Consider the following 12417-nt stretch of genomic DNA (forward strand, 5'->3'; position numbering starts at 1 on the left):
CAAGCGCTTGGGTGGTCAGTGCGGGGGGGCGTCTTTATAATTGAGCAGATTTTTTACCCAGGTTTGGCGCCTTCCTCCACGCCCATATCGTATCGGTGTGGTTGGGTCTATTAGACTTTTGGTTGCGCCGCCTGTCCTATAAAAAGCTTTCTAAATCAGTGGTTAGGCAAACCTATGATCAAACTAAAGCATGGGCTCGATTTGCCCATAACGGGTGCGCCGACACAGCGTATCGAGGCCGCCAGGCCCGTGCGCAGTGTCGCCGTCATCGGCTTCGACTATCACGGGATGAAGCCGACGATGGAAGTGCAGGTCGGTGATCGGGTCAAGCTCGGTCAATTGCTGTTTACCGACAAGAAGACACCCGGCGTGCGCTACACCGCCCCCGCTGCCGGCGTGATCAGCGCCATTCACCGTGGCGAGAAGCGTGTTCTGCAATCCGTGGTCATCGATATCGATGGCGACGAGCAGGAGACCTTCGCTCAATACGCTGCCGATCAGCTCGAAGCGCTGAGTGACGAGCAGGTTCGCGAAAACCTGCAGCAGTCCGGTCTTTGGACCGCACTGCGTACGCGTCCGTTCAGCAAAGTGCCGGCGCTCGACGCCGTGCCCAGCTCGATCTTCGTCACTGCCATCGATACGCACCCGCTTGCCGCTGATCCTGCTGTGATCATCGGTGAATATGCCGCTGATTTCGAAAATGGCCTGAAGGTTCTCGGTAACCTGGGCAAGGTGTTCCTGTGCAAGTCCGACGGCGCCAGCCTGCCTGGCGAGAAGCTGGCCAAGGTGCAGAGCGAAGCTTTCGCCGGCCCGCATCCGGCCGGTCTGCCGGGCACTCACATTCACTTCCTCGACCCGGTCAGCACCAGCAAAAGTGTGTGGCAGATCGGTTATCAGGACGTGATCGCGGTGGGCAAGCTGTTCACCACGGGGCAGTTGTTCGTCGAGCGCGTGGTTGCCCTCGGCGGCCCGGTTGTCGAGCAACCCCGTCTGCTGCGCACCCGTCTGGGCGCCAACCTGGAAGAGTTCACCGCCGGTGAACTCAAGCCCGGCTTCAATCGGGTGGTTTCCGGCTCGGTGTTCGGCGGTCGTACCGCGCAGGGCGCTTTCGCCTTCCTGGGTCGTTACCACAATCAGGTGTCCTGCCTGAGCGAGGGCAACGAGCGCGAAATGATGCATTACCTGCGTGCCGGGGTTAACAAGCACTCGGTACTGAACATCTTCGTTTCCAAGCTGGCCGGCTCCAAGCTGTTCAACTTCACCACCACTACCAATGGCAGCCCGCGTGCGATGGTGCCGGTGGGCAACTACGAAGCGGTGATGCCGCTGGACATCCTGCCGACTCAACTGCTGCGCTACCTGATCGTCGGTGACACCGAGATGGCTCAGAAACTGGGTTGCCTGGAACTCGACGAAGAAGACCTGGCGCTGTGCACCTACGTGTGCGCCGGCAAGTATGAATATGGCCCGATCCTGCGGGACAACCTCACCCGCATCGAGAAGGAGGGTTAATCCGTGGGCATTCGTGCATTCCTCGACAAGATCGAGCACAACTTCGAAAAGGGCGGCAAGTACGAGAAGTGGTACGCCCTCTACGAAGCCATCGACACCTTCTTCTATCGTCCTGGCAGTGTGACCAAGACCACCGCTCACGTACGCGACGGCATCGACCTCAAGCGCATGATGATCACCGTGTGGTTGTGCACCTTCCCGGCCATGTTCTTCGGTATGTGGAACACCGGCTACCAGGCCAACCTGATTTTCGCCCAGAGCCCTGATCTGCTGGCGGTCCAGGATGGCTGGCGCTTCGCGCTGATCGGCTCGCTGGCCGGTTTCGATCCGAACAGCCTGTGGGACAACTTCATCCAGGGCGCGGCCTACTTCCTGCCTGTCTACGCGGTGACCTTCATCGTCGGCGGCTTCTGGGAAGTGCTGTTCGCTTCGATCCGCAAGCATGAAGTAAACGAAGGCTTTTTCGTCACCTCCGTGCTGTTCGCCCTGATTCTGCCGCCGAGCATTCCGCTGTGGCAGGTCGCACTGGGTATCAGCTTCGGCGTGGTGATCGGCAAGGAAGTGTTCGGTGGTACCGGCAAGAACTTCCTCAATCCGGCCCTGACCGGCCGTGCCTTCCTGTTCTTCGCCTATCCGGCGCAGATGTCGGGCGATGCGGTCTGGACTGCGGTCGATGGCTTCGCTGGCGCTACCTCGCTGAGCCTGGCGGCTTCCGGCGGCATCGAGAACGTGATCAACAACGGCATCACCTGGATGGACGCTTTCATCGGCACCATTCATGGCTCGCTCGGCGAAACCAGCACCCTGGCCATCGCTATTGGCGGCCTGGTCCTGCTGATCACCAGGATCGCTTCCTGGCGCATCGTCGCCGGCGTGATGCTGGGCATGATCGGTCTCTCCCTGCTGCTCAACGCCATCGGTTCGAGCTCCAACCCGATGTTCGCCATGCCCTGGTACTGGCATCTGGTGGTGGGCGGCTTTGCCTTCGGCATGTTCTTCATGGCCACCGACCCGGTGTCGGCCTCCATGACCAACACCGGCAAGTGGATCTTCGGCGCCCTTATCGGGGTGATGGTGGTGCTGATCCGTGTGGTCAACCCGGCCTTCCCCGAGGGCATGATGCTGGCGATCCTGTTCGCCAACCTGTTTGCACCGCTGATCGACCACTTCGTCGTTCAGGCCAATATCAAGCGGAGGCTGGCACGCAATGTCTAGTCAAAAAGAATCCACCGTCCGCACGCTGACGGTGGCTGTGCTGGTGTGCCTGGTGTGCTCGGTGTTCGTCGCCGGCGCTGCCATCGCACTGAAGCCGACCCAGGTTGAAAACCGTCTGCTGGACAAGCAGCGCAGCATCCTGGCCATTGCCGGCCTGGGCGAGCCGGGTATGTCATCGGCCCAGGTCAAGCAGGTGTTCGACGGCACCATCACCGCCAAACTGGTTGATCTGGAAACCGGGAAGTTCTCCGACGAGTTCGACCCGATTACCTTCGATCCGCTCAAGGCTTCCAAGGACCCTCAATTGTCTACGGCGCTGAGCAGCAGCGAGGACATCGCGGGCATCAAGCGCCAGGAGCGTTACACCACCGTTTATATGGTGGAAAAGGATGGCCAGGTGCAGACCCTGATCCTGCCGGTGCGTGGTTACGGCCTGTGGTCGACGCTGCACGGTTTCATTGCCGTGGAGGGCGACCTCAATACGGTGGTCGGCATGGGTTTCTACCAGCACGGCGAAACACCGGGTCTTGGTGGCGAAGTGGACAATCCGAAGTGGAAAGGCCAGTGGCCGGGCAAGACCCTATATGACGAAGATGGCAACCTTGCCGTTCAGGTCGTCAAGGGGGGCGTCGACCCGCAGAGCCCGCGAGCGAACCATCAGGTCGATGCACTCGCTGGTGCCACGCTTACCAGCAACGGGGTGGATCATCTGTTGAAGTTCTGGCTCGGCCAGAACGGCTTCGGTCCGTTTATCGCTAACCTGCGCGCAGGGGAGGCTTGATCATGTCGCAGCCGACTATTAAAGAAGTCCTGCTCAACCCGATCTTCAACAACAACCCCATCGGCCTGCAGATCCTGGGGATCTGCTCGGCCCTGGCGGTTACGTCCAATCTGCAGACTGCGCTGGTGATGTCTGCCGCGCTGACGTTGGTGACCGGTTTCTCCAACCTGTTCATCTCCATGATCCGCAGCCAGATCCCGGGTTCGATCCGTATGATCGTGCAGATGGTGATCATCGCCTCGTTGGTGATCGTGGTCGATCAGGTGCTCAAGGCTTATGCCTTCAGTCTGTCCAAGCAGCTGTCGGTATTCGTTGGTCTGATCATCACCAACTGCATCGTGATGGGACGCGCCGAAGCCTTCGCCATGCAGAACCCGCCGGTGTTGTCGTTCTTCGACGGTATCGGTAACGGTCTGGGCTACAGCGCCATGCTGATCGCACTGGGTGTGATCCGTGAGCTGTTCGGCGCCGGCAAGCTGATGGGCTACGAGATCTTCTCGGTGGTTAACGATGGTGGCTGGTACCAGCCCAACGGCATGCTGCTGTTGCCGCCTTCGGCCTTCTTCCTGATCGGTCTGTTCATCTGGGGTATCCGTAGCTGGAAGAAAGACCAGATCGAGAAGAACGCATACAAGATGGCGCCTCAGGTATCCAGCAAGGAGGCCTATTAATGGAACATTACATCAGCCTGTTCGTCCGTGCGGTGTTCGTCGAGAACATGGCGCTGGCGTTCTTCCTCGGCATGTGCACCTTCATCGCCATCTCCAAGAAGGTGGAAACCGCCATCGGTCTTGGCGTCGCGGTGATCGTGGTGTTGGGTATCACCATGCCGGTGAACAACCTGATCTACGCCAACATCCTCAAGGATGGCGCCCTGGCCTGGGCCGGTCTGCCTGAAGTGGACCTGTCGTTCCTTGGCCTGCTGACCTTCATCGGCGTGATCGCGGCGCTGGTACAGATCCTCGAGATGACCCTGGATAAGTACGTACCTTCGCTGTACAACGCCCTCGGTGTGTTCCTGCCGCTGATCACCGTGAACTGCGCCATCATGGGTGGCTCGCTGTTCATGGTCGAGCGTGACTACAACCTGGCCGAAAGCACCGTCTACGGTGTCGGTGCGGGTGTGTCCTGGGCGCTGGCCATCGCCGCGCTGGCGGGTATTCGCGAGAAGCTCAAGTACAGCGACGTACCGGCTGGCCTGCAGGGTCTGGGCATCACCTTCATCACCATCGGTCTGATGTCGCTGGGCTTCATGTCCTTCTCCGGCGTGCAGCTGTAAGGAAAGGATGAACAGATGAATTACGAAATCTTCCTCGCCATCGGCATGTTCACCGCCATCGTTCTCGCGCTGGTGCTGATCATCCTCGCTGCGCGCGCCAAGCTGGTGTCCAGCGGTGACGTGAGCATCGAGATCAACGGCGAAAAAACCATCGTGGTACCGGCTGGCGGCAAGCTGCTGCAGACCCTGGCCGACAACAACATCTTCCTGTCCTCTGCCTGCGGTGGCGGCGGTACCTGCGCCCAGTGCAAGTGCATCGTCGAAAGCGGCGGCGGCGAGATGCTGTCCACCGAAGAATCGCACTTCACCAAGCGCGAGGCTCGCGAGGGCTGGCGCCTGTCCTGCCAGACTCCGGTCAAGCAGGACATGAAGATCGAAGTCCCGGAAGAGGTCTTCGGCGTCAAGAAGTGGGAATGCACCGTGCAGTCCAACCCCAACGTCGCCACCTTCATCAAGGAACTGACGCTGAAGCTGCCGGAAGGCGAGAACGTCGACTTCCGTGCCGGTGGTTACGTGCAGCTGGAGTGCCCGCCGCACACAGTGCACTACAAGGACTTCGACATTCAGGAGGAGTATCGCGGCGACTGGGACAAGTTCAACCAGTGGAAGTACGTGTCCAAGGTCGACGAAACCGTGATTCGTGCCTATTCCATGGCCAACTACCCGGAAGAGCGCGGTCTGGTGAAGTTCAACATCCGTATCGCCTCGCCGCCCCCCGGCAAGGACGATCTGCCGCCGGGCAAGATGTCGTCCTACGTGTTCAGCCTCAAGCCGGGCGACAAGATCACCGTGTACGGACCCTTCGGTGAGTTCTTCGCCAAGGACACCGACGCCGAGATGGTCTTCATCGGTGGTGGTGCCGGCATGGCGCCGATGCGTTCGCATATCTTCGACCAGCTCAAGCGTCTGAAATCCAAGCGCAAGATCAGCTTCTGGTACGGTGCGCGCTCGATGCGTGAGTCGTTCTACAACGAAGAGTACGATCAGCTGGCTGCGGAAAACCCGAACTTCGAATGGCACCTGGCGCTGTCCGATCCGCAACCGGAAGACAACTGGACCGGCCTCAAGGGCTTCATTCACAACGTGCTGTACGAGAACTACCTGAAGGACCACCCGGCTCCGGAAGATTGCGAGTTCTACATGTGCGGCCCACCCATGATGAACGCCGCCGTGATCAAGATGCTGACCGATCTGGGTGTCGAGCCGGAGAACATCCTCCTCGACGACTTCGGCGGTTAACGCATGAGGTCTGCTGTACTCCAGCCCGTTATCGCTGTCGCCCTGGCGGCAGCCCTAACGGGCTGCTTGCATTCTGAACGGATCGAAGAGTTCGGTGGCCCGACCATGGGCAGCACCTATTCGATCAAATACGTCCGCAGTGAAGGTGTCGCGCCGCAAGCCGAACTCAAGGCCGCGACCGAGGCGATCCTTGCCGAGATCGATCTGCAGATGTCCACCTATCGCGATGATTCGCTGATCGAGCAATTCAATCGTGCGCCGGCCGGTACCTGTCAGGCTATGCCTGAGGGCGTGCTGGACCTAGTGCGAGCCGGTGATCGCCTGCATGAGGAAAGCCAGGGCTATTTCGACCTGACGCTGGAGCCTCTGCTCGACCTCTGGGGCTTCGGGCCCAAAGCGCAGGGCGAGGCGGTGCCAAGTGACGAAACGCTTGCCGAAGTGCGCCAGCGTGTCGGTCAGCAGCACCTGAGGATCGATGGCGAGCAGCTGTGCAAGGATGTCGACGTCGAAGTCGATTTCAACAGCATCGCGGCCGGTTACGCTGTCGACAAGATCGTTGCGCGTCTGGGCGAGCTGGGTGTCACCAGTTACCTGGTGGAGGCCACCGGCGAGCTCAAGGCGGCCGGCTTCAAGCCCGATGGCAGCCACTGGCGTATCGGCCTGGAAGCGCCGCGTGATGATCAGCGCATCGCACAGCGTATTCTGCAGCTCGATGGTTACGGTATCTCCACCTCGGGTGACTACCGCAACTACTTCGAGGAGAACGGCCAGCGCTACTCGCACACGCTCGATCCGCTGACGGGGAAGCCGGTCAACCACAAGCTGGCAGCTGTCACGGTGGCAGATCCATCGACCTTGCGCGCTGATGGCTTGTCTACCCTTTTGATGGTGCTTGGGCCGGAAGCCGGCATGGCCTTCGCCGAGCGCAACGATATCGCGGCGTTTTTCGTGACGCGTGAAGGCGAGGGCTTCGTCACACAGGGCACGGCCGCATTCGAGCAGCTATTCCCTGCAGGAGATGAGCAATGACTTTTTTGGTTGTATTTCTGGCCATGGTTCTGGTCGTCGGCATGATGGCCGTCGGCGTGATCATGGGGCGCAAACCCATCGCTGGTTCCTGCGGCGGTATCGCCAACCTGGGCATCGAGAAGGAATGCTCGATCTGTGGCGGTAGCCGTGAGAAGTGCGAAGAGGTCAATCGCGACAAGAGCGAGGCGCCCAACACCGACCTGGCCTACGACGCGAGCAAGCGCTAAGCCAGGCGGCATGCTATGAAAGCCGGCAGCGCTATCCGCTGCCGGCCCTGCCGAGGGTGCGCCACAAGCGCTCCGGCCTGATCTGAAGGAGTAAACATGGCGGTCTACAACTACGATGTGGTGGTGCTGGGTTCCGGCCCGGCGGGCGAGGGCGCGGCGATGAACGCGGCCAAGGCCGGGCGCAAGGTGGCCGTGGTGGACAACCGTCCGCTGGTCGGTGGCAACTGCACCCACCTGGGCACCATTCCCTCCAAGGCGCTGCGCCACTCGGTGCGGCAGATCATGCAGTTCAACACCAACCCGATGTTCCGCCAGATCGGCGAGCCGCGCTGGTTCTCGTTCCCCGACGTGCTGAAAAGCGCAGAGAAGGTGATCGCCAAGCAGGTCACCTCGCGTACCGGCTATTACGCGCGCAACCGCATCGACACCTATTTCGGTACCGCCAGCTTCGCCGACGAGCAGACGGTGGAAGTGGTCTGCCTCAATGGCATGGTGGAAAAACTGGTGGCCAAGCAGGTCGTCGTCGCCACGGGGTCGCGCCCCTACCGCCCGGCCGATGTGGATTTCACTCATCCGCGCATCTATGACAGCGACACCATTCTCAGTCTGGGTCATACGCCGCGCCGTCTGATCATCTACGGAGCCGGGGTCATCGGCTGTGAGTACGCTTCGATCTTCAGTGGCCTGGGTGTGCTGGTGGATCTGATCGACAACCGCGATCAGCTGCTCAGCTTCCTCGACGCGGAAATCTCCGATGCGCTTTCCTACCACCTGCGCAACAACAACGTGCTGATTCGTCACAACGAAGAGTACGAGCGCATCGAAGGCGTGGAAAACGGTGTGGTTCTGCACCTGAAATCGGGCAAGAAGATCAAGGCCGACGCCCTGCTGTGGTGTAACGGCCGTACCGGCAACACCGATCAGCTGGGCCTGGAGAACATCGGCATCGCGGTCAACAGTCGTGGTCAGATTCAGGTCGATGAGTACTACCGGACCGAGGTGAGCAACATCTACGCCGCCGGCGATGTGATCGGTTGGCCGAGCCTGGCCAGTGCTGCCTCCGACCAGGGGCGATCCGCTGCCGGCAGCATTGTCGACAACGGCAGCTGGCGGTTCGTCGATGATGTGCCGACCGGCATCTATACCATTCCGGAGATCAGCTCGATCGGCAAGACCGAGCGTGAGCTGACTCAGGCCAAGGTGCCTTACGAAGTCGGCAAGGCCTTCTTCAAGGGCATGGCCCGTGCGCAGATCTCGGTCGAACCGGTGGGCATGCTGAAGATCCTGTTCCACCGCGAAACCCTGGAAGTACTGGGTGTGCACTGCTTCGGCTATCAGGCCTCGGAGATCGTCCACATCGGCCAGGCGATCATGAATCAGAAGGGCGAAGCCAACAGCATCAAGTACTTCATCAATACCACCTTCAACTACCCGACCATGGCCGAGGCCTATCGGGTTGCCGCGTTCGACGGCCTCAACCGGCTTTTTTGAGCGGCTCCGGCCGGCGGCCTGAGCCGGTCGGGGAGGCGGGCTGGGAGCAGGCTTGCGAGTGGCGCTGGCCGAATCGGGAAAGCTTCTAGCGTCTCAGGCGGCAGTAAGCGATAAAACCGGCCTAGTGCCGGTTTTGTCGTTGTTGGGCGTTGTGTTCGTAGCCTGGATGCAATCCGGGTGCAGGACCGAAGACAAACCCGGATTGCATCCGGGCTACACGGCTTCGAGTAGGAGCGAATTTATTCGCGATGCTGGTGCGCTCGGTGTTGGCTGCGTATCGCGGATAAATCCGCTCCTACAAAGGCTAATCGTCTCAGCCTCGTAGGGTGTGCCGTGCGAACCGCCAGTTCGTAGCCCGGATGCAATCTGGGGAGGCTCTCTCTGCATCCCTCGAATTGCATCCGGACGACCCGCGAGCTGCTCTGGCTTGCTCCCCTCTCCCGCTTGCGGGATAGGGGCCGGGGGAGAGGGCGCTAAGGCTCAACCGCGCAGTGTCTGTACAGCCAGGCCGGGAAAGTCGGTGATGATGCTGTCGGCGCCAAAGTCGGCCAGGCGGCGCATCAGCGCGGCCTCGTTCACTGTCCACACCGACACGTGCAGCCCCTGTTTCTGCGCCTTGAGCAGGCGCTCCGGGGTGCACAGCGTCCAGTTCAGCGCCAGCAGGTGGCACTGGTGATGCGCGGCTACCTTCAGCGGGTCGAGCCAGGCGTACTCGGCGACCAGGCCCAGTTGCAGCTGTGGAGTCAGCTCGCGGGCGGCCTTGAGCACCTCGCGTGAGCTGGAAGTGATGGTGATCTGTTCGCGCAGGCCGAAGCGCTCGGCGAGTTCAGCGATGGCCAGTACGGTACGCGCGGCGCGCACCTTCGAGGCACTTTTCACTTCCAGCTGCCAATGCTCGAACCGGCATTGCTCGAACAGGTCCTGCAGGCGCGGAATGGGGCAGGGGTGCACCCAGCCCGGGCCGCCCTTGCGCGCGTCGTACCTGATCAGCTCGGCGGCGTCGTGCTCGACCACCTTGCCGCGCATGCCGGTGGTGCGTTTCAGGGTCGGATCGTGAATCACCATCAGTTCGCCGTCGCGTGACAGGTGAAGATCCAGTTCGCAACGATTGACACCATGCTCCAGGCAGCGCTGGAAGCTGGCGAGGGTGTTTTCCGGGGCTTCGCCCTTGGCGCCACGATGGCCGTAGATGAGGGTCACTGTTGCTCCTTGACGGTGTCGGAATGGCGCGGCCGGTGATGACGCACGCTGTTGATCACGTGATCGTATTCGAAGTAGACGCTGAACTCGCGGTAGTCCCAGCGGGTGATCGGTGGCTGGCCGACGGGCTTGTGCTCCTCATCGGCCAGACCGAAACGCTCAAGCACCGAGCGTTTGGACTCGCCTTTGTGCGGCAGGTTGCGCGCGTCGATATCGGCGCCCTGGCTGCCTAGCGGGATGGTCAGGGTGTCGGCGAACGAGAAAAGCGGGGCGAGCAGGGCGAGTAGCAGAGCGAAGCGGTACATGGCGGTTCCTTGGCGGCGTTCATTCGCGGGCCTGGCGACGTTCCAGGGCCTGTCTCTGCAGGATATGCCGAGCCAGCAACTGGCGCTGTGCGTCGGTCAACGCTTCGAACTCTGTGCCGATCTCGTACTGGCCGTCGCTGCGTGCGCTGCAGTGCACCACTTGAGCGCGCAGCATCAGACCGAGTGCCTGTGGCATCAGTACCATCTTGATCGCCAGGTGGCTGCCCGGTGCCACGGCCTGAGCATGGCTGAAGCTGATACCGCCTTCCGATAGCGATACCTGGCGTGGGGCGCCGATTTCGCGCAGCAGGCTCTGCGCCACTGCCTGGCCGAGCAGGTCGATGCGTTTGTTGATCACTTTCAGGTAGTTGGCCAGGGTGCGGTCGCGTTCGCTGATGTGGCGCAGCAGATGCTGCGACTCGAAGTCCATCAGATGCAGATCGCTGAGCAGATTGAACAGCGGCGACGGGTCGTGAAGCACGTCGCTGGCCTGGGCTTCGGCCCCCGACAGCAGGCTGAATTCCAGTGCGATCGTATCCTCGATACGGTAGTATTCGCGGCGATCATCTACATCGTTAGTCGACATGGCGAACCCATGAAAGCAGTGGTGGTCGAAGAGCCTGTTGAAGGCCTCGCGAACGGGATGCGTGCCAGGCAGGCATCGCCGGGCAAGCGCCGGTTACGAATGGTAAACGAGCATTTCTCGCTTCGCTCGCCCCTTCGGGGTCACACTGAAGTGTGGTGGCCATGAGTGGCTTTCCAAGTGTTTTTAACGCAGCAGGTCCGTTACGCAGCCCACCTCGAGTCGCTTCTGAGTGTAAGGCCGCTGACCGGGCCCCGCCACATGGACGTTTTTCTTTCCCCCGAATCTCTCCGACATGTTCAGACCTCTGTTCGTATTCATCGGCACGCGCTACACGCGGGCCAAGCGCCGCAACCACTTCGTCTCCTTCATTTCCCTGACGTCCATGCTCGGCCTCACCCTGGGGGTGATGGTGATGATCCTGGTGCTGTCGGTCATGAACGGTTTCGACCACGAGATGCGCACCCGTGTGCTGGGGATGATTCCCCACGCCACGGTCGAGTCGCCGACCCCGGTAAGTGACTGGCCTGCGCTGGCGCGTCAGGTCGAGCGCCACCCGCGTGTCGAGGCGCTGGCCCCCTTCACCCAGATGCAGGGCTTGCTGACGCATGACGGCAAGGTGCAGAAGGTACTGATCAACGCCATCGATCCCGATCAGGAGCGCAAGGTCTCGATCATCGATGATTTCTTCCAGCAGGGCAGTCTCGACAGTTTGCAGCCAGGCGATTTCGCCATGGTCATCGGCGACAAGGCCGCCGCCAAGCTGGGCCTGAAACTCGGTGACAAGGTCACCTTCGTCGCCCCCGAAGTCACCGTGACCCCGGCCGGCATGTTCCCGCGCCTGAAGCGTTTTACCGTCACCGGTATCTTTCACGTTGGTGCCGGCGAGATCGATGGTGCCCTGGCGCTGGCCAACATCAGTGACCTGGCGCGCCTGCAGCGCTGGCAGCCGGATCAGGTCCAGGGCCTGCGTCTGAAGTTCGATGACCTGTTCCAGGCGCCACGTAGCGCCTGGGAGATCGCCCAGACCCTCGACGGTGATTTCTACGCCCGCGACTGGACCCGCACTCACGGCAACCTGTACCAGGCCATCCGCATGGAGAAGACCATGATCGGCCTGCTGCTGCTGCTGATCGTCGCGGTGGCCGCCTTCAATATCATCTCCACCCTGGTGATGGTGGTGACCGACAAGAAAGGCGACATCGCTATCCTGCGCACCCTTGGTGCCACGCCGCGGCAGATCATGGCCATCTTCATGGTGCAGGGCACGGTGATCGGTGTGGTCGGTACCTTCATCGGTGCCGTGCTGGGGATTCTCGCGGCGCTCAACGTCAGCAGCCTGATCGCCGGCATCGAGCGTCTGCTGGGCATCAAGTTTCTCAATGCCGATGTCTACTTCATCGATTACCTGCCTTCGCAACTGCAGAGCGCCGACGTGGTGATGGTCTGTACCGCGGCGCTGCTGCTGAGCTTCTTCGCTACCCTGTATCCGGCCTGGCGCGCCGCGCGCACCCAGCCCGCCGAGGCCCTGCGCTATGAGTGAATCCATGAACCAG

At 61.1% G+C, this 12417-nt stretch carries 13 protein-coding genes; 10 read left to right on the forward strand and 3 right to left on the reverse strand.

Going from position 1 to position 12417, the window contains the following annotated elements; translation table 11 throughout:
* Nucleotides 1-174 precede the first annotated feature (174 nt).
* From DXK50_RS09680 to sthA, 9 genes are all read left to right on the forward strand, one after another.
* Complete coding sequence (locus DXK50_RS09680) at nt 175-1512, forward strand: Na(+)-translocating NADH-quinone reductase subunit A (RefSeq protein WP_212630170.1); 1338 nt, start codon at nt 175-177, stop codon at nt 1510-1512.
* A 3-nt stretch (nt 1513-1515) separates the two neighbouring features.
* Nucleotides 1516-2727: an NADH:ubiquinone reductase (Na(+)-transporting) subunit B gene (locus DXK50_RS09685; RefSeq protein ID WP_161866472.1), complete on the forward strand. Its 1212-nt coding sequence runs from the start codon at nt 1516-1518 to the stop codon at nt 2725-2727.
* The gene (locus DXK50_RS09690; protein WP_161866471.1) at nt 2720-3508 is read left to right on the forward strand and encodes a Na(+)-translocating NADH-quinone reductase subunit C; all 789 of its coding nucleotides are present in this window, start codon (nt 2720-2722) and stop codon (nt 3506-3508) included. The genes DXK50_RS09685 and DXK50_RS09690 overlap by 8 nt, the downstream gene beginning before the upstream one ends.
* A complete protein-coding gene (locus tag DXK50_RS09695; protein WP_178101849.1) occupies nt 3505-4179 on the forward strand; it encodes an NADH:ubiquinone reductase (Na(+)-transporting) subunit D in 675 nt (224 codons plus the stop codon). Before DXK50_RS09690 ends, DXK50_RS09695 begins: the two co-directional genes overlap by 4 nt.
* Nucleotides 4179-4787 (forward strand): NADH:ubiquinone reductase (Na(+)-transporting) subunit E, encoded by a 609-nt coding sequence (nqrE, locus tag DXK50_RS09700; protein WP_161866469.1) that lies wholly within the window; start codon nt 4179-4181, stop codon nt 4785-4787. Before DXK50_RS09695 ends, nqrE begins: the two co-directional genes overlap by 1 nt.
* Before the next feature lie 15 nt (nt 4788-4802).
* Complete coding sequence (gene nqrF / locus DXK50_RS09705; protein ID WP_161866468.1) at nt 4803-6026, forward strand: NADH:ubiquinone reductase (Na(+)-transporting) subunit F; 1224 nt, start codon at nt 4803-4805, stop codon at nt 6024-6026.
* A gap of 105 nt (nt 6027-6131) precedes the next feature.
* Nucleotides 6132-7055, forward strand: a complete 924-nt coding sequence (locus DXK50_RS09710; RefSeq protein WP_212630171.1) for an FAD:protein FMN transferase — start codon at nt 6132-6134, stop codon at nt 7053-7055.
* A complete protein-coding gene (gene nqrM, locus DXK50_RS09715; RefSeq protein WP_161866466.1) occupies nt 7052-7282 on the forward strand; it encodes a (Na+)-NQR maturation NqrM in 231 nt (76 codons plus the stop codon). The genes DXK50_RS09710 and nqrM overlap by 4 nt, the downstream gene beginning before the upstream one ends.
* A gap of 96 nt (nt 7283-7378) precedes the next feature.
* Nucleotides 7379-8773: a Si-specific NAD(P)(+) transhydrogenase gene (sthA, locus tag DXK50_RS09720; RefSeq protein WP_212630172.1), complete on the forward strand. Its 1395-nt coding sequence runs from the start codon at nt 7379-7381 to the stop codon at nt 8771-8773.
* Between the two features lie 480 nt (nt 8774-9253).
* Here the strand turns inward: sthA and DXK50_RS09725 are convergent, their stop codons facing one another.
* From DXK50_RS09725 to DXK50_RS09735, 3 genes are read right to left on the reverse strand one after another with little or no spacing between them, the layout of a single operon-like run.
* Nucleotides 9254-9973, reverse strand: coding sequence for a glycerophosphodiester phosphodiesterase (locus DXK50_RS09725; RefSeq protein WP_161866464.1), 720 nt, complete (start codon nt 9971-9973; stop codon nt 9254-9256).
* Complete coding sequence (locus tag DXK50_RS09730; RefSeq protein WP_161866463.1) at nt 9970-10278, reverse strand: phosphodiesterase; 309 nt, start codon at nt 10276-10278, stop codon at nt 9970-9972. The genes DXK50_RS09725 and DXK50_RS09730 overlap by 4 nt, the downstream gene beginning before the upstream one ends.
* 19 nt (nt 10279-10297) lie before the next feature.
* Nucleotides 10298-10864: a PilZ domain-containing protein gene (locus tag DXK50_RS09735; protein ID WP_161866462.1), complete on the reverse strand. Its 567-nt coding sequence runs from the start codon at nt 10862-10864 to the stop codon at nt 10298-10300.
* Nucleotides 10865-11156: 292 nt separating this feature from the next.
* Between DXK50_RS09735 and DXK50_RS09740 the strand changes: the two genes are divergently transcribed.
* Nucleotides 11157-12404, forward strand: coding sequence for a lipoprotein-releasing ABC transporter permease subunit (locus tag DXK50_RS09740; RefSeq protein WP_212630173.1), 1248 nt, complete (start codon nt 11157-11159; stop codon nt 12402-12404).
* The last annotated feature ends 13 nt before the right edge of the window (nt 12405-12417 follow it).

Source organism: Pseudomonas sp. KB-10, from assembly GCF_018221585.1.
Taxonomy (GTDB): domain Bacteria; phylum Pseudomonadota; class Gammaproteobacteria; order Pseudomonadales; family Pseudomonadaceae; genus Aquipseudomonas; species Aquipseudomonas yangonensis.